General features: G+C 41.9%; 22 protein-coding genes and 1 riboswitch. Of the genes, 21 read left to right on the forward strand and 1 reads right to left on the reverse strand.

What is annotated here, in order from left to right; genetic code table 11:
* The first annotated feature begins 53 nt into the window (after window positions 1-53).
* Window positions 54-232: riboswitch (Lysine riboswitch) on the forward strand.
* Between the two features lie 197 nt (window positions 233-429).
* Window positions 430-1662 carry an aspartate kinase gene (locus ACXAEO_RS02195; RefSeq protein ID WP_474877438.1) on the forward strand — a complete coding sequence of 411 codons (1233 nt, stop codon included), beginning with the start codon at window positions 430-432 and terminating at the stop codon, window positions 1660-1662.
* Window positions 1663-1733: 71 nt separating this feature from the next.
* A complete protein-coding gene (dapA, locus tag ACXAEO_RS02200; RefSeq protein ID WP_474877441.1) occupies window positions 1734-2630 on the forward strand; it encodes a 4-hydroxy-tetrahydrodipicolinate synthase in 897 nt (298 codons plus the stop codon).
* A gap of 85 nt (window positions 2631-2715) precedes the next feature.
* Here dapA and ACXAEO_RS02205 read toward each other — a convergent pair whose 3' ends face one another.
* The gene (locus ACXAEO_RS02205; protein WP_474877443.1) at window positions 2716-3165 is read right to left on the reverse strand and encodes a YslB family protein; all 450 of its coding nucleotides are present in this window, start codon (window positions 3163-3165) and stop codon (window positions 2716-2718) included.
* A gap of 416 nt (window positions 3166-3581) precedes the next feature.
* Between ACXAEO_RS02205 and ACXAEO_RS02210 the strand changes: the two genes are divergently transcribed.
* From ACXAEO_RS02210 to ACXAEO_RS02300, 19 genes are all read left to right on the forward strand, one after another.
* Window positions 3582-4190 carry a succinate dehydrogenase cytochrome b558 subunit gene (locus tag ACXAEO_RS02210; protein WP_474877446.1) on the forward strand — a complete coding sequence of 203 codons (609 nt, stop codon included), beginning with the start codon at window positions 3582-3584 and terminating at the stop codon, window positions 4188-4190.
* A 29-nt stretch (window positions 4191-4219) separates the two neighbouring features.
* Window positions 4220-6016, forward strand: coding sequence for a succinate dehydrogenase flavoprotein subunit (gene sdhA, locus ACXAEO_RS02215; protein WP_474877448.1), 1797 nt, complete (start codon window positions 4220-4222; stop codon window positions 6014-6016).
* A gap of 15 nt (window positions 6017-6031) precedes the next feature.
* Entirely contained in the window at window positions 6032-6793 is a 762-nt protein-coding gene (gene sdhB / locus ACXAEO_RS02220) for a succinate dehydrogenase iron-sulfur subunit (protein WP_474883915.1), read from the forward strand.
* A 111-nt stretch (window positions 6794-6904) separates the two neighbouring features.
* Window positions 6905-7354: an acyl-CoA thioesterase gene (locus ACXAEO_RS02225; RefSeq protein ID WP_474877453.1), complete on the forward strand. Its 450-nt coding sequence runs from the start codon at window positions 6905-6907 to the stop codon at window positions 7352-7354.
* Window positions 7355-7494: 140 nt separating this feature from the next.
* On the forward strand, window positions 7495-7719 hold the full coding sequence (gene gerE / locus ACXAEO_RS02230; protein WP_078545247.1) for a spore germination transcription factor GerE: 225 nt from the start codon (window positions 7495-7497) through the stop codon (window positions 7717-7719).
* 338 nt (window positions 7720-8057) lie between these two features.
* Entirely contained in the window at window positions 8058-8516 is a 459-nt protein-coding gene (locus ACXAEO_RS02235) for a MarR family winged helix-turn-helix transcriptional regulator (RefSeq protein WP_474877455.1), read from the forward strand.
* Between the two features lie 9 nt (window positions 8517-8525).
* The gene (gene racE, locus ACXAEO_RS02240) at window positions 8526-9338 is read left to right on the forward strand and encodes a glutamate racemase (RefSeq protein ID WP_474877457.1); all 813 of its coding nucleotides are present in this window, start codon (window positions 8526-8528) and stop codon (window positions 9336-9338) included.
* Window positions 9339-9496: 158 nt separating this feature from the next.
* Window positions 9497-10576: a GerMN domain-containing protein gene (locus ACXAEO_RS02245; RefSeq protein ID WP_474877459.1), complete on the forward strand. Its 1080-nt coding sequence runs from the start codon at window positions 9497-9499 to the stop codon at window positions 10574-10576.
* A gap of 167 nt (window positions 10577-10743) precedes the next feature.
* Window positions 10744-11502, forward strand: coding sequence for a ribonuclease PH (gene rph / locus ACXAEO_RS02250; protein ID WP_474877461.1), 759 nt, complete (start codon window positions 10744-10746; stop codon window positions 11500-11502).
* Window positions 11495-12094: an XTP/dITP diphosphatase gene (locus ACXAEO_RS02255; protein ID WP_474877463.1), complete on the forward strand. Its 600-nt coding sequence runs from the start codon at window positions 11495-11497 to the stop codon at window positions 12092-12094. Before rph ends, ACXAEO_RS02255 begins: the two co-directional genes overlap by 8 nt.
* Window positions 12095-12191: 97 nt before the next feature.
* Entirely contained in the window at window positions 12192-12707 is a 516-nt protein-coding gene (locus ACXAEO_RS02260) for a metallophosphoesterase family protein (protein WP_474877465.1), read from the forward strand.
* Between the two features lie 1453 nt (window positions 12708-14160).
* The gene (gene ilvB, locus ACXAEO_RS02265; protein WP_474883917.1) at window positions 14161-15879 is read left to right on the forward strand and encodes an acetolactate synthase large subunit; all 1719 of its coding nucleotides are present in this window, start codon (window positions 14161-14163) and stop codon (window positions 15877-15879) included.
* Window positions 15876-16394 (forward strand): acetolactate synthase small subunit, encoded by a 519-nt coding sequence (gene ilvN, locus ACXAEO_RS02270; RefSeq protein WP_474877468.1) that lies wholly within the window; start codon window positions 15876-15878, stop codon window positions 16392-16394. Before ilvB ends, ilvN begins: the two co-directional genes overlap by 4 nt.
* A gap of 68 nt (window positions 16395-16462) precedes the next feature.
* On the forward strand, window positions 16463-17488 hold the full coding sequence (gene ilvC / locus ACXAEO_RS02275; RefSeq protein ID WP_474877470.1) for a ketol-acid reductoisomerase: 1026 nt from the start codon (window positions 16463-16465) through the stop codon (window positions 17486-17488).
* Window positions 17475-19010, forward strand: coding sequence for a 2-isopropylmalate synthase (locus tag ACXAEO_RS02280; protein WP_474877472.1), 1536 nt, complete (start codon window positions 17475-17477; stop codon window positions 19008-19010). The genes ilvC and ACXAEO_RS02280 overlap by 14 nt, the downstream gene beginning before the upstream one ends.
* A 35-nt stretch (window positions 19011-19045) precedes the next feature.
* Window positions 19046-20158 carry a 3-isopropylmalate dehydrogenase gene (leuB, locus tag ACXAEO_RS02285; protein WP_474877476.1) on the forward strand — a complete coding sequence of 371 codons (1113 nt, stop codon included), beginning with the start codon at window positions 19046-19048 and terminating at the stop codon, window positions 20156-20158.
* 146 nt (window positions 20159-20304) lie between these two features.
* A complete protein-coding gene (gene leuC / locus ACXAEO_RS02290) occupies window positions 20305-21720 on the forward strand; it encodes a 3-isopropylmalate dehydratase large subunit (RefSeq protein ID WP_474877478.1) in 1416 nt (471 codons plus the stop codon).
* 14 nt (window positions 21721-21734) lie between these two features.
* On the forward strand, window positions 21735-22313 hold the full coding sequence (gene leuD, locus ACXAEO_RS02295; protein ID WP_474877481.1) for a 3-isopropylmalate dehydratase small subunit: 579 nt from the start codon (window positions 21735-21737) through the stop codon (window positions 22311-22313).
* A gap of 187 nt (window positions 22314-22500) precedes the next feature.
* Window positions 22501-23490, forward strand: coding sequence for a tetratricopeptide repeat protein (locus ACXAEO_RS02300; RefSeq protein WP_474877484.1), 990 nt, complete (start codon window positions 22501-22503; stop codon window positions 23488-23490).
* Window positions 23491-23643: the final 153 nt, after the last annotated feature.

The raw sequence follows: 23643 nt of genomic DNA on the forward strand, positions 1-23643 counted from the left end.
GATTTGATATGATGTAAATAATTTCATATTACTTAAACACTTCATAACGTTGAAGTGAAGGTAGAGGTGCGAATTTTAAGAGTAAATCATGCGAGGAGATTGAGCTCCAGTGAACATGATGGAAAGGAAAATTCGCCGAAGTGGAAGCTGACTCATTACAGCTTTTGCTGGTTTTGCATTGAATAAATGTAAGACTGTCAAGGGAACGAAACCTTGGAGGGCTATCTCACATTGCGGAATTTCATTTCATAATTGATTTATCTGAGGCAATGAGATAGTTTTCTATCTCATTGCCTTTTTTTATTGAATCCAGCAGTGCTTGATTGCTATAAATCTGCCTTGAAAATTGGTTTTAGTCAATTTTTTTGCCTTCGCTAAAACTTTTTACGATAGTTTATATGAAAAATGAAAAGAAAAGGATGGTCCAGTATGGGATTAATTGTCCAAAAATTTGGGGGAACGTCAGTCGGTTCCATTGAACGTATTCAACATGTAGCAAGCCGTGTAATTACTGAGGTCGAGCAAGGAAATCAAGTCGTGGTCGTCGTATCGGCTATGGGAAAAACAACAGATGAACTCGTTTCTCTTGCCAATCAACTTTCAGCTGCGCCAAGTAAAAGAGAGATGGATATGCTTCTGACGACAGGAGAGCAGATTACGATTTCCTTATTATGTTTAGCATTGCAAGCAACAGGGCATGAAGCTGTTTCGTTAACAGGATGGCAAGCAGGGATTAAGACAGAAGCTGTTTATGGAAATGCACGCATTACCAACATTGAAACAGATCGTATCGCACAGTTGCTTCAAGACGGAAAGATTGTCGTGGTAGCAGGTTTCCAAGGACAAACTGTGAACGGGGAGATTACAACATTAGGCCGTGGAGGTTCTGACACAACAGCCGTCGCCCTTGCTGCGGCACTAAAAGCTGATAAATGTGATATTTACACAGATGTACCGGGTGTATTTACGACCGATCCGCGTTGTGTTAAAACAGCAAAAAAACTAGAATCTATTTCGTATGATGAAATGCTAGAGTTGGCCAACTTAGGGGCGGGCGTATTGCATCCGCGAGCGGTTGAGTTTGCGAAAAATCATCACGTTTCATTAGAGGTTCGTTCAAGCTTAGAATTAGACAGAGGTACCATTGTTGAGGAGGAAGCATCCATGGAACAAAATTTAATTGTAAGAGGCATTGCATTTGAAGATAATGTATCACGAATTACGGTAGTTGGAATGAATGATCGATTACATACGTTATCGACTGTATTTTCAACTTTGGCTAAACACCATGTCAATGTTGACATTATCATTCAAAGTGTCGTATCGACAGGAGAGCCGTCCATCTCTTTCTCGGTTAAAACAGAAGACGTTCAAAACGCATTGGATGTCCTATCCCAGTATGCCGAAAAGCTTGGATACGATCGAATTGAGCATGAAAAAGGGCTAGCGAAAGTGTCCATTGTTGGTTCTGGAATGGTATCTAATCCAGGTGTGGCAGCAGAGATGTTTGAAGTACTTGCTAATGAACAAATTGAAGTTAAAATGGTGAGCACATCAGAAATCAAAATTTCTACGGTAGTTGGTCAAGCGGAAATGGTGCAGGCTGTAGAGGCTCTTCATCAAGCTTTTCAGTTAGACGCTGAAATGGCGGTTGCGAACTAGTCGTCTTGTTTAAACGTGAAGTCTTGAAATAAAGAAGGGTTCAAAATATGAACGTATTAAGGAGTGGAAGCATGATTAATTTCGGGAAAGTGTCAACGGCGATGGTCACACCTTTTGACAAAGAGGGAAAGCTGGATTTAGCGCAAACGACTGAGCTTGTTAATCATTTAATTGAAAATGGCAGTGATTCATTAGTGGTTGGGGGGACGACTGGTGAATCTCCAACGTTGTCAACAGAAGAAAAGCTAACGCTATTTCGCCATGTGGTCGAAGTGGCAGCAGGAAGGGTTCCAGTCATCGCCGGTACAGGCAGCAACAACACACTTGCTTCCGTCGAACTGACAAAAGAAGCAGAAAAAACAGGTGTGGATGCCATCATGCTAGTGACGCCTTACTATAATAAACCAAGCCAAGAAGGGCTTTATCAACATTTTAAATTAATTGCTGAAAATACGTCCTTGCCAGTGATGCTTTATAACGTTCCTGGTCGTGCTGTTACGAATCTTGCTGCGGAGACAGTCATTAAGCTGTCGAAGCTTCCAAACGTTGTAGCCGTCAAAGAAGCGAGCGGTGACCTTGATGCGATGACGAAAATTATTGCGAATACAGATGAAAGCTTTGCTTTGTACAGTGGAGACGATGCGCTAACGCTTCCGGTGCTGGCTATTGGAGGAAGAGGAATTGTTTCGGTTGCTTCTCATATTGCAGGAAATGAAATGCAGCAAATGATTCATCACTTCGAAAACGGTCAGGGAGCAGCGGCAGCGAAGATGCATCAGCAACTTCTTCCTTTAATGAAGGCGTTGTTCGCTGCGCCAAGTCCGACTCCAGTTAAAGCAGCATTACAATGGAAAAATGTAGACACGGGATCAGTTCGTCTTCCTTTAGTACCGTTGTCTAATGCGGAGCATACAGCTTTAATGAAGGAACTTGAGTTATATGAACAGAGATTATGCATAAAAGCATAACAAGTTCAGCTGTCTTTCTAATAAGAGAGGCCCCGTCAATGAGGAGTGACGGGGCCTTTTCATGAGACCGGCTAATGGCGAGCCTTTATTCAATGATGTCTTTTTTATCCCATTTAACAGTAATGAGAACTTTATTTTGTCTACTTTTTAGTTCAAGATAGGATTCTGCAATGCAATTTTTTTGGAGCTGAATTTGTTCGGCAATAAAACCGGCTTCTAATTGGAAAGAGGCATCCGGATTCTCTTTCAATCTCTGTGCCGTAACATCCCCAGATAAAACGAACTTTAACTCTTTGCGCTTTTCTTCTGTGATGGAAAGGGTGCCCCATCCTGCTTTTAAGAAGAAGGACAGAATATCTTCGTGTTGGACTAAAGGAAACTTCCGCGCTAAAGTCTTGCCGGACCAATATAAGATTTGATTTAAATCATTGCCAAGCAAATCCGGGAGTAAGACGTCTCGAACTAGATGGTAACCAAAATAAGGAAAATTTTGCTCCTCTAATGTTTCTTCCTGTTGTGTTGGTAAGTTACTCAATTTCTTCCCCTCTTTCTATAGCCTTTATTATATATGAAGGGAATGAGAGACTCACCTTTTTTTTAGAAAGAAGAAGAAGTTTCGTTCACGAAGAAAAATAGAAAGAGAACACCAGTTATTTACAATGTCAGTTTAGTAGTCTATTTTATTTTTTCACTTATAACAGAAGGGAAAATATAGAAGATTCATATTAGAAAAACAGTTGTTTGAAGATTGTTTATTGTTTGTATTTTGTTGAGCAATTACGCATCGCTTCCTTGACGGGTATAGTAGATGGGAGTACAATGAATTTGTCACATTTATTCGATAAAAAATGCAAAGGTTTACATTTTTTATCGACCTATTAATCTATTAGGATGGATGGGGAGTCTTATTATTTTTCTAAATTTGTTCATTTATCAAAGGGGGTTTAATGTATGGCAGCAAACATGGAGTTTTTCAACCGCAGACTACATTCATTGTTAGGTGTCATTCCGGTAGGGATCTTCCTTATCCAGCACTTAGTAGTGAATCATTTTGCGACACAAGGACCTGAAGCGTTTAACAAAGCCGCACACTTTATGGAAAGCTTGCCTTTCCGCTATGCATTAGAAGCTTTCATTATTTTCTTACCGATATTATTCCATGCAATTTACGGTCTTTACATTGCATTTACGGCAAAGAACAATGTAAGCAATTATGGTTATTTCCGAAACTGGATGTTCTTGCTTCAGCGTGTATCAGGGGTTGTGACGCTTATTTTCATCGCCTGGCATGTGTGGGAAACGAGAATTCAAGTGTTCTTCGGAGCTGAAGTTAATTATGAAATGATGGCTAACATCGTGGCTAATCCTGCCATGTTAGCATTCTATATTGTGGGAATCGTGTCCACTGTGTTCCACTTCGCAAACGGCTTATGGGCGTTTGGTGTAAGTTGGGGACTTACAGTAACTCCTCGTTCTCAACGAATTTCAACGTATGTGACATTAGGGATCTTCCTAGCATTGGCATTTGTCGGTGTTCGAGCAATTTTAGCGTTTGCATAATCTGACAGTCTTAAAGGAGTGGGGTTACGATGAGTAAAGGGAGAATTATCGTTGTTGGCGGCGGTTTAGCAGGCTTAATGGCGACTATCAAAATTGCAGAGGCAGGAAAACAGGCTGATTTATTTTCGCTTGTTCCGGTAAAACGATCTCACTCAGTTTGTGCACAAGGTGGTATTAACGGTGCGGTCAATACAAAAGGGGAAGGGGATTCTCCTTGGGAACACTTTGATGATACGGTATACGGCGGAGACTTTTTAGCGAACCAGCCACCAGTAAAAGCGATGTGTGAAGCGGCACCTGGAATTATCCATTTATTAGACCGAATGGGTGTTATGTTCAACCGTACGCCTGAAGGCCTATTGGACTTCCGACGCTTTGGAGGTACACAGCATCACCGTACTGCATTCGCAGGAGCGACAACGGGTCAGCAGTTATTGTATGCATTAGATGAGCAAGTTCGTCGCCATGAAGTAGCGGGGCTTGTGACAAAATACGAAGGCTGGGAGTTTTTGGGGATTATAAAAGATGACGAAGGAATTTGCCGCGGAATCGTTGCCCAAAACTTACAGACGATGGAAATTCAATCATTCCCTGCTGATGCTGTCATTATGGCAACAGGAGGACCTGGAATCATTTTCGGTAAATCAACGAACTCGGTTATAAATACAGGTTCAGCAGCATCGATCGTCTATCAGCAAGGGGTATATTATGCAAATGGAGAGTTTATCCAAATCCATCCGACAGCCATCCCGGGAGACGACAAGCTTCGCTTAATGAGTGAATCTGCTCGTGGAGAAGGCGGCCGCGTTTGGACATATAAAGACGGGAAGCCTTGGTATTTCTTAGAGGAAAAATACCCAGCTTATGGAAATCTTGTTCCGCGTGATATCGCAACACGTGAAATTTTCGATGTGTGTGTTTCTCAAAAATTGGGAATCAATGGCGAAAATATGGTGTACTTAGATCTTTCTCATAAAGATCCGAAAGAGCTAGATATTAAGCTTGGTGGAATTATTGAAATTTATGAAAAGTTCATGGGTGATGACCCGCGTAAAGTGCCAATGAAAATTTTCCCTGCCGTTCACTATTCTATGGGCGGATTATGGGTTGACTATGATCAAATGACAAACATTCCAGGTCTTTTCGCAGCGGGTGAATGTGATTACTCTCAGCACGGAGCGAACCGTTTAGGTGCTAACTCATTATTATCTGCTATTTACGGCGGAATGGTAGCGGGACCGAATGCTGTTCGATATATTAATGGATTAGAAAAGAGTGCAGATGCGCTTCCATCCAGCTTGTTTGACAGCTATATTCAGCAGGAACAAGAAAAATGGAATAGCATTATGAGCTTAGATGGAAAAGAAAATGCATACGTTCTTCATAAAGAGCTTGGAGAGTGGATGACAGATAACGTAACGGTTGTTCGTTACAATGATAAGTTATTGCAAACAGATGAAAAAATTCAAGAGCTGATGGAACGCTTTGATAATATCAATATTAATGATACAGCGCGCTGGAGCAACCAAGGGGCTACCTTTACAAGACAATTGAAAAATATGCTCGAGCTTTCACGCGTCGTCACATTAGGAGCTTATAACCGAAACGAGAGCCGCGGAGCTCACTATAAGCCAGAATTCCCAGATCGCAATGACGAAGAATTCTTAAAGACAACGATGGCAAGCTTCGCTGGAGAAAAAGTTGCCCCAGCTTTCCACTACGAAGAAGTAGATGTTTCACTAATCAAGCCTCGTAAACGTGACTATACGAAGAAAAAAGCAGAAAAGAAAGCGACGCCGGAGAAGAAGGAAGAGGGGGTTCGTTAATCTATGAGTACGACTATGAGTGCACAAAAAACGGTAAAATTTATTATTACTCGTCAAGATGGACCAGATACGGCTGTATATGAACAAGAGTTCGAAATTCCTTATCGTCCGAATATGAACGTCATTTCGGCGCTCATGGAAATTAGACGTAACCCGGTGGATGCAAAAGGAAACGAAACAACTCCAATTACATGGGATATGAACTGTCTTGAAGAAGTGTGTGGAGCTTGTTCTATGGTGATTAATGGCAAGCCGCGCCAGTCCTGTACCGCGCTTGTTGATAAATTAGAACAGCCTATTCGTCTGCAACCGATGAAAACCTTCCCGGTTGTTCGTGATTTGCAAGTAGACAGAAGCCGTATGTTTGATGCGTTAAAGCGTGTGAAAGCATGGGTCCCAATTGATGGAACGTATGACCTTGGACCAGGGCCGCGTATGCCAGAGAAAAAACGTCAATGGGCATATGAATTGTCCAAATGTATGACATGTGGTGTCTGCTTAGAGTCTTGCCCGAATGTTAACAGCAAATCTGAGTTCATTGGTCCAGCTCCATTGTCCCAAGTTCGTTTATTCAATGCCCATCCGACAGGAGCGATGCATAAAGGCGAGCGTCTAGAAACCATTATGGGAGACGGCGGGTTAGCAAACTGTGGTAACTCGCAAAACTGCTTAGAGTCTTGCCCGAAAGGTATTCCATTAACAACATCTATCGCCGCTTTAAACCGTGATACAACGATTCAAGCATTCCGCAGCTTCTTTGGAAGCGATCAAGTGTAAATTCATTTACAACATGTGCCGTCATGAGAAGTCCATGAATTCATGGTTTCCTTGGCGGCTTATTTTATATCAGGATGTTAACGCAAACAAAAGTTGAAAAGGGGGAGCACAATGAAGAAAATTGCATATATTGAACATTTGGAAGAATGGGTGTCATCCTTTGGTGAACCGTCTTATGAAACAGCCGTCCGTTTTTGTGAAACCGATATGTTTGGGCATTTAAATAATACGGTGTCGCTCGTGTATTTTGAAATGGCAAGAATTCGTTTTTTCCAACAGCTAGGATTGATGGAGGACTGGACAAATCCACTTTCAGATGTCATCCCAGTCGTTGCTGATTTGCAATGTGATTTCATACGGCAAATCTATTTTGATGAAGAACTCAAAGTGTATGTCAAAGTGAATAAAATTGGGAATTCATCCATTGATTTGCATTATATGGTGCAAAATGGAGAGGGGCAGCTTTGTTTGACAGGACGGGGAGCAGTTGTCCAAATATCAAAGAAAACCGGAAAAGGGGTCAGCTGGACGGAGGAAATAAAAGAACGTTTTGCTATTTGAGTACGCGTAAAAAATTTTTCTTTCAATGGAGCCTAACTTTGCGACAACAGTAACCGCTTCACGTTTTTTTACATAAGATATGGTGACTAAATTTACACCCATCCGATAGTTCAACTCTGAATCAGGCAAGGAGGGTTACATTGAAGGAGAAAGAGTTTCAACCAAAGCCGTTACTTACGAAAAGAGAACGAGAGGTTTTCGAACTACTTGTTCAAGACAAGACAACAAAAGAAATCGCAAGTGATTTATTCATCAGTGAAAAAACAGTTCGAAATCACATCTCAAATGCAATGCAAAAGCTTGGAGTGAAGGGGCGTTCTCAAGCGGTCGTAGAGCTTCTGCGTATGGGAGAACTTGAACTATAATAATGACCGGCTGTCCTTATTGTTGCTTTAAGGAAGCCGGTTGTTTGCTGTGAAGACGCTAATCCAGTTGAACGAGGATGAGTGTGGGTCTTGCAATCGTAAACTTTTAAAACGGCGACATCCGCTTTGGTCTAGAAAATTCCACATGACCAAAGAACAGTCATGTCGAATTTTCTAGATTGATTTATATATATTTGCCGCTTGAAATTTTCGCAGAAAGTAGAGAAAATAGATAGAGACTCGAATGGATACGACAAGATTTCATATCAGTCCGGCATTATTGTAGATAGTCTTCATTCCGATTAATGAGCGATAAAAATGTAAGAGAGGATATGCGCATGTCATCAAACCAACATTCTCAAATACCAAGTGAACAAATAGTAGCAGAGTTAGAAAAATCATTACGATATATTGCAGCAATTGTGAAACAAAAGGGCAGGGAAATTTTAAGTGATTATACGATCACCCCGCCACAGTTTGTAGCCCTTCAATGGCTGCTTGAACATGGCGATATGACCATTGGAGAATTATCCGGTAAAATGTTTTTAGCTTGCAGTACGACAACGGATTTAGTTGATCGAATGGAAAAGAATGAACTGGTGATGCGTGTGAAAGACCCGAAAGATCGAAGGGTTGTCCGCATTCATTTGCTGGAAGAGGGCGAAAGACTCATTGAAGAGGTTATTAGGAAGAGACAAGAATATTTAAGCGGAGTATTACAACATTTATCAAAGGACGATGTTGAGCAATTGCAAAAAAGCTTACATCAACTGTATGGAGAGATGAAAGAAGAATGAGGCGATCTTTTGAATAGACCAATAGGCGTTATTGACTCAGGGGTAGGCGGGCTAACGGTTGCTAAAGAAATTATGCGTCAGCTGCCGAAAGAAAGCATTATGTACATAGGGGATACAGCTCGTTGTCCTTATGGCCCAAGACCAAGTGAAGAAGTGCGGCAATTCACGTGGGAGATGACTAACCACTTATTAAAGCAAAACATTAAGATGCTCGTTATCGCATGTAATACGGCGACAGCGGTTGTGCTAGAAGAGATTCAAAGTCAGGTTGATATTCCGGTGCTCGGTGTAATCGAACCTGGTGCACGTGCAGCGTTGAAAGCAACGAGTAATCATCGAATTGGCATCATTGGTACGAATGGCACAGTGAAAAGCAACGCCTATCCGCTTGCTTTAAAAGAGCTTCATAATGAAGTAGAGGTTGACAGTTTGGCATGTCCACTTTTTGTACCATTAGTGGAAAGCGGAAATTTTGAAGGAGAGGAAGCCAAGCGTATCGTAGAAGAAACGTTAAAGCCGCTTCGTGACAGCGACATTGATACGCTTATTTTAGGGTGTACGCATTATCCTCTTTTAAAGCCCATTATTCAAGACGTCATAGGAAACGAAGTGACACTCATTAGTTCAGGAGAAGAAACAGCGGTTGAAGTGAGTGCCATTCTTTCGTACAGTCACTTGCTGAATAACGGGGCAGAGGGAGGCGAGCATCGTTTTTTCACAACGGGTTCGAGTGAACTTTTTCAAACGATTGCATCAAAATGGTTCGGGCATCCCATTCGTAATGTCCAGCATCTTTCGTTATCGGTTCCAATTAATTCTTAAACAGAGCGGACTTTTCTTTCAGTTGAAAGAGAGTCCGCTTTTTTAATGAAGAGAGGTTGTTTTGGACGGAACTTTTTGGATAAAAATGATCTCGTGCGGTCTAATTCCTAAAACGGCTCGTATACATAGTAGTACAAACTGTCTTAGGAGGGAAAAATATGTCCAAAAAGGCAAAAACCATCGTGTTGTCTACGATGTTATCTTCTTCCATGTTATTAACAGGGTGTGGTTTATTTGGGGGAGATAAGGTGGTCGAAGAAATTGATCCGCCTCAAGATGTTTCCTATGTAGAAGATGAGAAACAATTAGAGGTGGCAGGGGATAAAGAGAATACAGAAGCCCAACAGGAAGATGGCGTAGTCGAAACGGTCAAAACCGAGTTGTATTTAATCGATAAACAAGGGTATGTCGTACCGCAAACGATGCAACTGCCGAAAACTGAAGGAGTGGCGATGCAGGCATTGGAACACCTGATAGAAGGAGGGCCTATTAGCAATATGTTGCCAAATGGTTTTAGAGCCGTTCTTCCAGCTGATACAAAAGTACTTGGCGTTAAGCTAGAAGAAGATGGTACCATTATTGCGGACTTCTCTCCAGAATTTTCGAATTATAAAGCAGAGGATGAATTGAAGATTTTACAATCTATTACGTGGACGCTCACTCAATTTGAAAACGTGGAGCGGGTAAAAATTCGCATTAACGGATATGACAAAGACGTCATGCCTGTCAACAACACTCCGATTAGTGATGGATTGAGCCGTGCAGACGGGATCAACTTAGACAGCGGAAACTCTGTTGATATGACAAAAACAAAATCAGCCACTCTGTATTATTTGGCTCAAAACGGTGAACATACCTACTATGTTCCTGTCACGAAACGTATTTCAACAGATGTGAAGGATCCGTTTACAGCAGTGGTGAATGAATTGATCGAAGGACCGAGCATTCAATCGGGCTTAGTGAGTGATTTTAATGCGGATGTCGAGTTGCTAAATAATCCGAAATATGAAAATGGTACCCTTACATTAAACTTTAACGAGTCGATTTATGGAAATATGGAAGGAAGCAAAATATCCGATCATGTACTCGAATCTCTCGTTTTATCATTAACAGAACAACCTGGTGTAGAGAGTGTAGCCGTTCAAGTCAATGGAGAAAATACATTATTGAAAGAAGACGGCACAAAGCTCACAGAGCCAGTGATCCGCCCTGTGGATGTCAACACGGAGAGCTTTTGATGAAGGCTGGCAGTTTGTTAACGGCTCTATATTTGATATACTATAAACGACAATTTTTTAAGAGGTCCGCTTTTTAGGCGGCCTCTTTCCTCTTTTGTATGAAAGGTTTCTATGACAAAAGAGAGAATTATACATAATGAATGATGTGGACAAAGGAGAATGAAAATATGCGTGCAGACGGTCGAGCGGTCAATGAACTGCGTCCTGTATCAATTGAAACAGGGTATTTAAAACATCCGGAAGGGTCTGTATTAATTACGGTTGGAGAGACGAAAGTAATTTGTACAGCAAGTATTGAAGAACGCGTTCCCCCTTTTATGAGAGGAAAAGGAAAAGGTTGGGTTGCTGCGGAATATTCCATGTTGCCTCGCGCGACTGAGCAAAGAAATATACGGGAAGCGGCTAAAGGGAAAGTATCAGGTCGCACGATGGAAATTCAGCGTTTAATTGGGAGAGCGTTGCGATCGGTTGTTAATTTGGAAAAGCTTGGAGAACGAACGGTATGGATTGATTGTGATGTGATTCAGGCAGATGGAGGCACAAGAACGGCTTCAATTACAGGAGCGTTTGTAGCGATGACATTAGCTCTTCATAAAATGGTACTTAATAAAAAGTTAACGGAGCTTCCAATTACCGATTATCTTGCCGCTACGTCTGTCGGCATGGTAGAAGGCATGGGAGAGATTCTCGATTTAAACTATATTGAGGACTCAGCCGCTGAAGTAGATATGAACATCGTAATGACAGGTGATGGCCGATTTGTTGAGCTTCAAGGAACGGGAGAAGAAGCGACTTTTTCTCGTCAGCAGCTGAACCGCATGCTTGACTTAGGAGAAGGCGGAATTATGGAGTTAATGGAAATCCAAAAAGAAGCTCTTGGTGAAGCGGCTGAAGGGATTGGCAGTGGAGGCGACCAACATGTTTAAGGAAGTCATTATCGCAACGAAAAATAAAGGCAAGGCAAAAGAGTTTGAGGCCCTTTTCTCTGCTAAAGGCGTGAAGGTCCAAACATTGCTTGATTTCCCAGAAGCGCCGGACGTAGAAGAGACGGGCACGACTTTTCGTGAAAATGCCAAGCTTAAAGCAGAAGAGATTTGCCGCCAGCTTAATACAATGGTCATTGCAGATGACTCCGGGTTGTGTATTGATGCTTTGAACGGAGAACCTGGTGTCTATTCAGCTCGTTATGCAGGAAATGAAAAAGATGATGAAGCTAATATGACAAAGGTATTGGAAAAGATGAAAGGCGTGCCGCTGCCTGAGCGAACGGCCCATTTCCATTGTACGCTTGCCGTTGCTATCCCAGGCCAAGACACGATCGTCGTGGAAGGTCGATGCACAGGAATGATTACCGAAGAAAAACAAGGGGACAAGGGTTTCGGATACGACCCGATTTTTTATGTTCCTGCTCTTCAAAAAACAATGGCGCAGCTGGAAAAGGAAGAAAAAAATAAAATTAGCCATAGAGCGGATGCGTTAAAGAAGCTTAGCCCGATTATTGAAAAGCTGTATGCATAAAGAGTCACCGCAGGATACGGCTAGTAGCGATTTAAAGTGGTGCTAATGGCCGTGTTTATTCGGGTATTCTGAGTTATAGGTAAGGAGGTTCTTTGACATGAAAGTGCTAATTGTTAGCGACAGTCACGGGTTAAAGCAAGAACTAAAAGAAATTAAAGCACGGCACGAGCATGAAGTCGAAGCAATGATTCATTGTGGTGATTCGGAGCTTCCAGCTGATAGTACGGAAATGCAAAGTTTTTACGCAGTAAAAGGAAATTGTGATTATGACCGCGAATATGTGAATGAAAGAATGGAAAGTATAGGCGGATATACGTTTTACGTCACCCACGGACATCTTCATAATGTAAAGATGTCGCTTATGAACTTGCATTATAAAGCAAGGGAAATAGGGGCTAACATCGTGTGCTTCGGACATTCTCATGTGGCAGGTGCGGAAATAATCGATGGTGTGTTGATGATTAATCCTGGGAGCATTGCAATGCCGCGTATGCGTAAAGAAAAAACGTATGTTATCATGTCGATAGAAGGTGGAGAAATGACGGTGCAATTTTACGATGTACATGGTTCTCCAATCGAAGAGATGACCGCTCATTTTACTTTTTCTGAATAAAAAAGCAGCGGGTTGCTTTTTAGCAGCCCGTTCATCTAATATAAATGATAATCGATTTTTATACAGGAAAAGCTTGTTTAGTTGTTTAGGGAAAAAAAGTTAGATAAAAATAATAAAAAATGTTGACTTTGTATGCAGAGTGTCTTACAATAAGTATTGTTCTTAAGTTAATCAATGTCCCGGTAGCTCAGCAGGATAGAGCAACGGCCTTCAAAATAGGAGCCTCTATAAGGAAACAATAACTTATAGAGTGGACGACACTATATCGGTGAAGCCTTAACAGATTATGCTGATGGTAATACCGAGGAAACTTACGATCTTCTGATATATGAGGTGATATAATATATCATCACACAAAATCAAAAGGAGATTTAGGTGTTTTAAAGGCTCAGGTTGATAAACTTGAGGGTAGAAATGCCAAAGAATAATCAGTTGCAAAATGTTAAATTTGCAGATGATTATCGTGAGGTTCCGTAGAGACTACACGTGTCGCACCTGAAATGGTGAAGATATAGTCCAGACCACAAACAGCATCTCCATGCTGGTGCCGAAAGTCATAGTGGTAAGCTAAGCCGTCGGTCGGGGGTTCGAATCCCTCCCGGGACGCCATTTATACATAGTATACAAACCTGTTATGATGTTTTAAACATCATAACAGGTTTTTTGTTTAGATAAGGCCAATATAGAACAGTTTTGGCGCAGTCTTTTATGAGGATGCAGCAACTTGTGCAATCGAGTGCATGATTTTTTGTCAATCGTAGAATCTATAGACGATACAAAAAATCTTTTTAAAGATACGAGATTTCATTTTCAAGACTTGAAAAGAAGTAATAAAAATTTTTAGAAGCGAAAAGATTATTATAGCAACATTGTAAACGGATACAAAAATAAGTTCTAGTCTAAATAGTCTAAAAATTTAAGAAAAGGTGTTGACGAAGTCGGAAAATGAGAGTAAGATAGTCCTCAAATATAAGTTTTCTAAAAATTTGGAACAGACGTAAAAGACAATGAATTTAATCTTTTACAGTCAACCATTTGATGATTGAATGTGATGGCAGAGAAAAACGATTATACCGTTCATTCTGTCAATGAAGATAAAACAAAGCGAAGAAGAGGATTAAGTAATCTTAAGGGAGCAGGTATCAACAGAGAGCCGGGTTGCTGGAAGCCGGTGTTACCTCCTTAGGACGAACTCACCTCGGAGTGCCAGTCTGAAATTATTCAGAGTAAGACTGGACGGGTGTGCAACGATAAACCGCACCCGTTATCAAAATGAGTGCAATCAACTGATTGCATTCCCGAGACAGCCATCATGGCTGTGAACAAGGGTGGTACCGTGGAGAGCAAAGTCTTTTCACCCCTTCGACCTACGCAAAAGCAAGAGAGGTCTATTATAGGGGGTGGGGAGACTTTTTTTGTTTGAAAAAATAAGGCGAAAGAAAGGATGAGGAAAGTGGGAGCCAATATGCAAACGAAAGAACCTGTAAGTGCGAAAGTGAAAATGACTGGGGCAGAAATGATGATTGAGGCATTGAAGAGGGAGAATGTAGATGTCATCTTCGGTTATCCGGGCGGAGCCGTTCTTCCCATCTATGACAAGCTTTACAATTCAGGATTGTTCCATGTATTAACACGCCATGAGCAAGGAGGCATTCATGCTGCAGAGGGGTATGCTAGAGTATCCGGAAAGCCTGGCGTTGTCATTGCGACAAGCGGGCCGGGAGCAACGAATATCGTAACAGGTTTGGCAGATGCCATGATTGACTCTCTTCCGTTAGTCGTATTTACAGGTCAAGTCGCTTCTAGTGTAATTGGGTCAGATGCTTTTCAGGAAGCAGATGTGTTAGGAATTACAATGCCGATTACAAAGCATAGCTATCAAGTACGCCGTGTGGAAGATTTACCGAAAGTCATTAAAGAAGCATTTCATATCGCTACAACAGGAAGACCAGGTCCGGTATTAATTGATGTACCGAAAGACATGGCAGCAGGTGAAGGGGAATTTTACTACGATCAAGAAGTAGACCTCCCAGGTTACCAGCCGACGTATAATCCGAATGTGCTACAAGTGAAAAAATTAGCAGACGCTGTGAAGAAAGCTAAAAAGCCTGCTATTTTAGCAGGAGCGGGTATTCTACATGCAGGCGCATCTGATGTGTTTAAACAGTATGTAGAACGTGAGAACCTTCCAGTTGCCAGCACGCTTCTTGGTTTAGGAGGCTTTCCAGCTGACCACCCTCTTCATTTAGGAATGGCGGGAATGCATGGAACTTATACAGCAAACATGGCTTTGTATGAGTGCGATTTGCTCATCAGTATCGGAGCGCGCTTTGATGATCGGGTAACGGGGAATTTACAACATTTTGCACCAAATGCGACAGTAGCTCACATTGATATCGATCCAGCTGAAATTGGAAAAAATGTACCGACGCAAATTCCAATTGTAGGGGATGCAAAAGAAGTTTTAACACAGTTGCTTCTTCAGGAAAGCAGTCAAGGTGACTTTGAAGAATGGCATAAGCTGCTGAAAGATAGACAGCAAGAGTACCCACTTTGGTATGAAGGTGCCAGTGAATTGTTAAAACCGCAAAAAGTTATTGAGCTACTTCATCAATATACAAACGGCGAAGCTATTGTGACAACAGATGTTGGACAGCATCAAATGTGGACAGCTCAGTATTACAAATTTGAAGAGCCGAATAAATGGGTTACATCGGGTGGATTAGGTACGATGGGATTTGGTTTTCCTGCTGCGATTGGCGCACAGCTGGCAGATCGTGAAGCGACAGTCGTCGCCATTGTCGGAGATGCAGGCTTTCAAATGACCCTTCAAGAGCTTTCGGTTTTAAAAGAGCTTGATTTACCGGTGAAAGTAGCCATCATTAACAACCAATCATTAGGAATGGTTCGTCAATGGCAGGAAATTTTCTATGAAGAGCGTTATTCGCACTCGTTAATCCCGAATCAGCCGGATTGGTTGAAGCTTGCAGAAGCTTATGGAATTAAAGGATTACAGGCAGCGAATGAGAAAGAGGCACATGAAGTATTAAAAGAGGCTTTTGCAACGAGAGAGCCTGTGTTAATGAACTTCTATGTGGCACCGACGGAAAATGTGTATCCGATGATCGCACCTGGAAAAGGGTTGCATGAAATGGTGGGGGTGAAACCGTGAAGCGAATCATTACAGCGACTGTTCATAACAGGGCAGGGGTTTTAAACCGTATTACCGGCCTATTTACAAAACGAGATTACAATATTGAAAGCATCTCGGTAGGGCATACCGAAACAGAAGGTGTTTCACGCATGACTTTTGTTGCTAACGTTGAAGATGAAAAGTCGGCAGAACAAGTTATTAAGCAATTGAATAAGCAAATCGATGTTTTGAAGGTACAGGACATTACAGATCAAGCAACGGTTGCGAGAGAGCTAGCGCTTATTAAAGTAGCTTCAGCCCCGGCTGCACGAAATGAACTGTATGCGCTCATTGAACCGTTCCGAGCCACAATCATCGATGTAAGCCGAGATAGCGTTATTATTCAAGTGACGGGAGAATCATCCAAGATTGAGGCAATGCTTGACCTTCTGCGGCCATATGGGCTGAAAGAAGTAATGCGAACAGGCACAATTGCTTTTCCGAGGGGAACCCAAAAGCAAGCCGTTCAACAAAAAACATCTTCTATTTTATGAATCTAGCTGATTATCAACTAAAATATACAGAATAATCAAATTAAAAAGAAAAAAGGGAGAGATTAATCATGGTAAAAGTTTATTATAACGGAGATGCAAACGAGCAATTATTAGCAGGTAAGAAAGTAGCAATCGTAGGGTATGGTTCACAAGGACATGCACACGCACAAAACTTGCGTGAAAGTGGAGTAGACGTTGTGATTGGATTAAGACAAGGGAAGTCTTGGGAGCAAGCAGAAAAAGACGGTTTCACAGTATTACCTGTTAGTGAAGCAGCGGAGCAAGCAGACTTAATCATGGTATTACTTCCAGATGAGCGTCAGCCTCAAGTGTACAAAGAAGAAATTGAGCCAGCTTTAAAACCTGGAAAATCACTTGTATTCGCTCACGGATTTAGCGTTCACTTTAACCAAATCGTACCACCTTCCTTCGTTGACGTATTTTTAGTAGCGCCAAAAGGTCCTGGTCATCTTGTAAGAAGAACATATACAGAAGGTGCAGGCGTACCGGGCTTAATCGCTATTTATCAAGATGTGACAGGTGAAGCGAAAGATATCGCATTAGCATATGCGAAAGGAATTGGTTCAGCAAGAGCAGGTGTTATCGAAACAACTTTCAAAGAAGAAACGGAAACAGATTTGTTCGGTGAGCAAGCGGTACTTTGCGGCGGGTTAACAGCACTTGTAAAAGCTGGTTTTGAAACATTAGTAGAAGCGGGTTACCAACCGGAAATGGCCTATTTTGAGTGTTTACATGAGTTAAAACTTATCGTTGACCTTATGTATGAAGGTGGATTAAAAGGAATGCGCTACTCGATCTCTGATACAGCGCAATGGGGTGACTTCGTAACAGGACCGCGTATCGTAACGGAAGACACGAAGGCGGAAATGAAGAAAGTGTTAGAAGAAATCCAACAAGGTAAGTTCGCTAAAGGATGGATTTTAGAAAACCAAGCGAATCGTCCAGAATTTACGGCTATTAACCGTCAAGAAAACGAGCATTTAATTGAAGAAGTGGGCGAAAAACTTCGTGCAATGATGCCATTCGTTAAAAAAGAACAGAAAGAAGCGGTGGTCGCGAGTGCAAAAAATTAAATTCTTTGATACGACACTTCGAGACGGTGAACAATCTCCAGGAGTCAATCTGAATTTACAAGAGAAAATCGAAATCGCGAAACAGCTGGAACGCCTGAATATCGATATTATTGAAGCGGGCTTTCCAGCTGCTTCAAAAGGAGACTTTGAGTCAGTTAAACAAATTGCTTCTATTGTTAAAGATTCATCGGTAACGGGCTTAGCCCGTTCCGTGACATCTGATATTGATACAGCATGGGAAGCGTTAAAGGAAAGTGCTGAGCCGAGACTGCATGTCTTTATCGCCACATCACCTATTCATATGGTGCATAAATTACAGAAAACACCAGATCAAGTGCTTGAAACAGCGGTGGAAATGGTGAAGTATGCATCGAAACGTTTTCCAATTGTACAATGGTCAGCAGAAGATGCGTGTCGAAGCGATTTACCATTTTTGGCTAAAATCGTGACGGCTGTCATTGATGCCGGAGCAAAAGTCATTAACATTCCAGATACGGTTGGTTACATTACACCAGAGGAATATGGAAATGTTTTTAAATATTTAAAAGAACATGTGCCAAACATTCATAAAGTAGATTTATCCGCTCATTGTCATGATGATTTAGGAATGGCGGTCGTCAATTCTCTTGCCGCAGTACAGGCGGGAGCGACGCAAATTGAAGGAACCATCAATGGCATTGGCGAGCGTGCTGGAAATGCCGCGTTAGAAGAAGTGGCAGTTGCGCTTTATACACGTAAAGATTTCTATCAGGCTGAAGTGAATATGCGTTTAAATGAAATTAAACGTACGAGCGATCTAATCAGCAAATTAACAGGGATGGTTATCGCGCCTAATAAGGCAGTTATTGGCCGAAATGCTTTTGCACATGAATCAGGGATTCACCAAGATGGTGTGTTAAAAGAACCAACAACGTATGAAATTATTTCACCGGAACTTGTCGGGGTGAAGCCAAAAACAATGGTGCTTGGTAAACATTCAGGCAGACATGCATTCCGTAATCGTTTAGAAGAGCTTGGATTTACTCTTTCGGATGAAAAAATCAACAATTTATTTCAAAAGTTTAAAGATTTGGCAGATAAGAAAAAAGATATTACCGATGACGATTTATTTGCCCTTGTTATTCAAAAGCAAGTAAGCGGAGATGAGTTATATAAGCTGGAAGGATTGCAAGTTCAGCATGGTATGAACCAAATTGCGACAGCGACTATTACGCTTAAAAAATATGACGGTACTCTATTGCAAGAAGCAGCAACAGGCTCTGGAAGTGTCGAAGCGATTTACAATACGCTTGGCAGATGTCTGAATATGGATATGAAACTAGAAGACTATCGTATCCAAGCGATCAATGAAGGGCCGGACGCTCTTGCAGAAGTATATGTGAAAATTGAATGCGATGGTATTGAAGCAAGCGGGCGCGGTGTCGCATTTGATGTGTTAGAATCATCCGCAAAAGCGTATTTGAATGCAATCAATCGAATTACATTGATTCGCGAATCGCGTGAAAAGCAAGAGGTTATTTAATTTCCGTTTTCTTTTGGGAAGAAAGGAGAGGCAGCATGAAAAAAACAATCGCAGTATTACCGGGTGACGGTGTCGGCAAAGAAGTGACAAAAGGTGCAGTAGATGTGTTGAAGGCCGTTGCGAACTGTTTTGAACATCAATTTGAGTTTACGTATGGTCTCATCGGTGGTGACGCTATCGACCAAACGGGACATCCATTTCCAAATGCGACCGTTCAAACCTGTCAGCAGGCAGACGCTGTTTTACTTGGAGCGGTAGGAGGTCCGAAGTGGGATGCGCTTCCTGCTGAGATTCGCCCAGAGAAGGGGCTTCTCGCTATGCGCAAAACGCTAGATGTGTATGCAAATTTGCGACCGGTATCGTTTTATCCGAGCTTACTTGATGCTTCTCCTTTGAAAAAGGAATATATCGAAGGTGTCGACTTTATTATCGTTCGTGAACTATTGGGCGGCATTTATTTCGGGGAGCCAAGAGAGCGAAAAGTGGAGCAAGGAGAAGAAATTGCCATCGATACCCTCGTCTACCAACGTACCGAAATTGAGCGAATTATGGAATCGGCATTTGACATTGCGTCGAAGCGGAAGAAAAAAGTAACATCTGTGGATAAAGCTAATGTATTGGAATCAAGTCGTCTCTGGCGGGAAGTCGCAGAAGAAACGGCAAAGCGATATCCGGATGTGGAACTTGAACATATGCTTGTCGATGCTGCCGCGATGCATTTAATCAGACATCCGAAGCGTTTTGATGTTATCGTGACAGAAAATATGTTTGGCGACATTTTAAGTGATGAAGCTTCAATGTTGACAGGATCGCTTGGGATGCTTCCTTCAGCTAGCTTGTCGACAACAGGTCCTTCCGTCTATGAGCCAATTCACGGGTCAGCTCCTGATATTGAAGGTCAAAATAAAGCGAATCCGATTGCAGCCATTCTTTCAGCCGCGATGCTTCTTCGCCACTCTTTCCAAATGGAGGAAGAGGCGAGAGTTATTGAGCAAGCAGTCGGTCAAGTATTAAGTGCTGGATACCGAACAGCAGATTTAGCGGTTGACGGTCAGCGTGTCCTTTCGACTAGTCAAATGGTCGAAGAGGTTATTGATGCTATTGTGGATGATTCGGCTATTTCAAAAATCATGACTTGTTATACGTGATGATAGCCAATTGTATAGTGATAAACATGTCGCCCTTTATCTTTCCGTCAGGTGAGATTGAGGGCGATGTCCTTTCACAGGGTGTGGAAGTTGCAGAAATAGATTGGTAGTGTGTTTTAAATTGAAAGAAGGGAGCTGTTGTAGAGATGAGACCAAAAAATATTATTGAAAAAGTATGGGAACAGCATGTTGTTCACCAAGAAGAGGGAAAACCGGATTTATTATATATCGACCTTCATCTTGTGCATGAAGTGACATCGCCACAAGCATTTGAAGGGCTTCGTACAGCCGGACGAAAAGTAAGAAGACCCGATTTGACGTTTGCGACGATGGACCATAATGTCCCGACCGTGAATCGCTTTGTAATTGAAGATGCTATCGCCAAAAAACAAATTGACACGTTAGCAGAAAACTGCCGAGAGTTTGGAGTCGAATTGCTAGATTTAGAAAACGAAGAGAATGGAATTGTTCACGTCATTGGCCCTGAGCTTGGCTTAACGCAGCCAGGGAAAACGATTGTATGCGGAGATAGTCATACCTCAACACATGGAGCTTTTGGGGCTCTCGCGTTTGGTATTGGCACAAGTGAGGTTGAACATGTACTAGCTACGCAAACATTATGGCAAAGCCGCCCGAAAACGTTACAAGTTCATGTGAAAGGGAAAAAGTCAAAAGGTGTCACTGCCAAGGATATTATTTTGGCTATTATTCAAAAATACGGCATTCACTTTGGAACAGGTTACATTATTGAATTTACAGGTGAAGGCATCCGTGACTTATCCATGGAAGAACGGATGACCATATGTAATATGTCAATTGAAGCAGGAGCGAAGGCGGGATTAATTAGTCCAGATGAAACAACGTTTGCCTATTTGAAAGGGAGAACATTCGCACCGAAGGGAGAAGCGTTTGATGCTGCCGTGGAGAAATGGCGTGCATTGGCGACGGATGAAGGAGCGGAGTATGATCAAACTCTTGAAATTGATGCTTCTGAATTAGAACCTGTTGTCACATGGGGAACCAACCCAGCTATGAGCAGCTACGTAACAGGCAATGTGCCAACTCTTGAGAGCTTTGCTACAGAAGTAGACCGTAAAATGGGTCAAAGTGCAATGAAGTACATGGGACTGGAACCAGGAATGCCAATTAGCTCGATTGCCATTCAACATGTGTTCATTGGCTCCTGTACAAACTCCCGTCTATCTGATTTAAGAGAGGCTGCAGAAGTCGTAAAAGGCAAAAAGGTAGCATCGGGTGTGACTGCCATTGTTGTACCAGGGTCACAAAAAATTAAGCGCCTGGCAGAAGAAGAAGGATTGGCGGACATTTTTGTTGAAGCAGGTTTTGAGTGGCGGGATTCCGGCTGCAGTATGTGCCTTGGGATGAATTCAGATTTAGTGCCGGAAGGAGAGCATTGTGCTTCTACATCGAATCGAAATTTTGAGGGGCGTCAAGGAAAGGGTGCTCGCACGCATCTAGTCAGCCCTTCTATGGCGGCTGCAGCTGCTTTGCACGGACATTTTGTTGATGTGCGGAAATTAGAAAAAGAAGCAGTACTATAAGGAGGGATGGGCCGATGAATCCATTTACAACGCATACAGGAAAAGCAGCAGGTTTAAACAGATCCAATATTGATACAGATCAAATTATCCCGAAGCAATTTTTAAAGCGGATTGAGCGAAGCGGTTTTGGTCAGTTTTTGTTTTTTGACTGGCGCTATAATCAAGATGGGACGCCAAATCCAGAGTTTGAACTGAATTATCCGGAAAACAGTGGAGCAACGATTTTAGTCGCGAATCAAAACTTCGGCTGTGGTTCTTCTCGCGAGCATGCACCTTGGGCTCTTATGGACTATGGTTTTAAAGCAGTTATTGCTCCGTCATTTGCAGACATTTTTCATCAAAACTGTTTGAAAAATGGTGTGCTTCCTATTACATTACCTATGGAAGATGTAGAATATTTATTAGAGCAGGCTAAGGAAGTGGACTATGAATGCACAATTGATTTGCGTGAGCAAACGGTCACAGATTCTAAAGGCTTCCGACAAAGCTTTGACATTAATGGTCACTGGAAAAACATGCTGTTAAACGGCTGGGATGAAATTGATTACACGTTGTCATTGGACGCAGCTATTTCAGCATATGAACACAAATGAATAGAGTTTGAACAAAACAAAAATCACGTACGGTGACGACCGCGTGATTTTTGTTTTGTCAGCTGATTCTCTCTTCAATTTATATAGTAGTATTTGTGAAGATGTTGTAAAGGTGTCCGCTTATCTTGTCTTTGGTGCTGTTCCTTGCTAAACTGAAAATCAAATGGATGTGAAGCGAGGAAAACAAATGAGCCATAAAAATACAGGGAAAGTAGTGGTGTTCCCGAATTTAAAGAGACGGGTCATTGAAAAGGCGACATTTTTAATGGAAGAGAAACGGTACCACGAAGCTCTTCCTCTTTTTCGTCAAGCAGTGGAAATGGATAATGAAAACCCAGAGCTCCTCATTGGGCTCGTCATGTGCTTATTTGAACTAGGCGAGTTGCAAGAAGCGAAAGAACATTGCAAAGACATGTTGCGTGAAGGAATTGGGGATTACTATCATATTTTGCAAGTGTACTTGATGGTCATGATTCAAGCTGGGGATTATAACGAAGGTTATGATACGCTTTCTGCGATTATTCAGGAGCAGCGGCTGCCTGTGGAACATGCGGAGCATTTTTATAAATTGCTTGAATTTTTTAAAGCAAGAGCCAGCGCTGACGATACATCTGGGGAGTTTGAAGCGGCGAGATGGGAAAACTTTTGGGATGCTTCGATTGGTGAGCAGATTGAAACGATTAACTCATTAAAAGGTGCAAATGTAAAGAGATATGTTTCGTTGTACCGAAAGATTTTAAAAGAGGACAGTATTCATCCTATTATTAAAACGTTGACGGCTCAATGGCTGATGGCGGAAGGTATGGATGGAACGGAAGAAGTGGTCAAATTTCATCGTACATTGCGAGTCGATGCAGCGTATTTGCGCTCTGTTGCGCATCACTCTTTCGTGCGGGAAGTAGAAGAAACACTCGAATATCATATCGGACAACTAAACCCGACGTTGCTGAAGTTAACGCAAGAAATTTGGCACCGTCATTTGTTTGTCCTGTTTCCGTTTATGCCCGAACCGCTCGATGCTGCCTTATGGGCTGGCGCTATTCATTATGTGTCTATGGAAATGCAAGGATTGGAAACTTCAATAGAATATATAATGAGTTTATATGAAGTCCATGAGCAAAAAATAATCGAAGCAATTGAAACAGTAAAGGAAATTGAAGAATTTTCTAGCATTTAAAAACCGTCGTTTAGTTGCAACGATAGAGTTGTATGGTATAATATAATGGTTGCATAATGCATATTTGCGTAAGCAAGAAAGTAGACTTTGACAGAAACGAAGATGAACAACATGTTAATTTTCATGTCGTCTCATAAGCGTTCGAAGTTTACC

This window comes from Bacillus sp. ABA4_010 (assembly GCF_056159105.1).

Excerpts from the sequence above, each read along its gene's own strand:
- leuB (WP_474877476.1), top strand. The coding sequence starts at position 19,046 with ATGAAAAAAACAATCGCAGTATTACCGGGTGACGGTGTCGGCAAAGAA.
- dapA (WP_474877441.1), top strand. The coding sequence starts at position 1,734 with ATGATTAATTTCGGGAAAGTGTCAACGGCGATGGTCACACCTTTTGAC.
- ACXAEO_RS02300 (WP_474877484.1), top strand. The coding sequence starts at position 22,501 with ATGAGCCATAAAAATACAGGGAAAGTAGTGGTGTTCCCGAATTTAAAG.
- leuD (WP_474877481.1), top strand. The coding sequence starts at position 21,735 with ATGAATCCATTTACAACGCATACAGGAAAAGCAGCAGGTTTAAACAGA.
- ACXAEO_RS02225 (WP_474877453.1), top strand. The coding sequence starts at position 6,905 with ATGAAGAAAATTGCATATATTGAACATTTGGAAGAATGGGTGTCATCC.
- ACXAEO_RS02235 (WP_474877455.1), top strand. The coding sequence starts at position 8,058 with ATGTCATCAAACCAACATTCTCAAATACCAAGTGAACAAATAGTAGCA.
- ACXAEO_RS02210 (WP_474877446.1), top strand. The coding sequence starts at position 3,582 with ATGGCAGCAAACATGGAGTTTTTCAACCGCAGACTACATTCATTGTTA.
- ilvC (WP_474877470.1), top strand. The coding sequence starts at position 16,463 with ATGGTAAAAGTTTATTATAACGGAGATGCAAACGAGCAATTATTAGCA.
- ACXAEO_RS02260 (WP_474877465.1), top strand. The coding sequence starts at position 12,192 with ATGAAAGTGCTAATTGTTAGCGACAGTCACGGGTTAAAGCAAGAACTA.
- leuC (WP_474877478.1), top strand. The coding sequence starts at position 20,305 with ATGAGACCAAAAAATATTATTGAAAAAGTATGGGAACAGCATGTTGTT.
- sdhB (WP_474883915.1), top strand. The coding sequence starts at position 6,032 with ATGAGTGCACAAAAAACGGTAAAATTTATTATTACTCGTCAAGATGGA.
- rph (WP_474877461.1), top strand. The coding sequence starts at position 10,744 with ATGCGTGCAGACGGTCGAGCGGTCAATGAACTGCGTCCTGTATCAATT.
- ACXAEO_RS02255 (WP_474877463.1), top strand. The coding sequence starts at position 11,495 with ATGTTTAAGGAAGTCATTATCGCAACGAAAAATAAAGGCAAGGCAAAA.
- ACXAEO_RS02195 (WP_474877438.1), top strand. The coding sequence starts at position 430 with ATGGGATTAATTGTCCAAAAATTTGGGGGAACGTCAGTCGGTTCCATT.
- ACXAEO_RS02245 (WP_474877459.1), top strand. The coding sequence starts at position 9,497 with ATGTCCAAAAAGGCAAAAACCATCGTGTTGTCTACGATGTTATCTTCT.
- sdhA (WP_474877448.1), top strand. The coding sequence starts at position 4,220 with ATGAGTAAAGGGAGAATTATCGTTGTTGGCGGCGGTTTAGCAGGCTTA.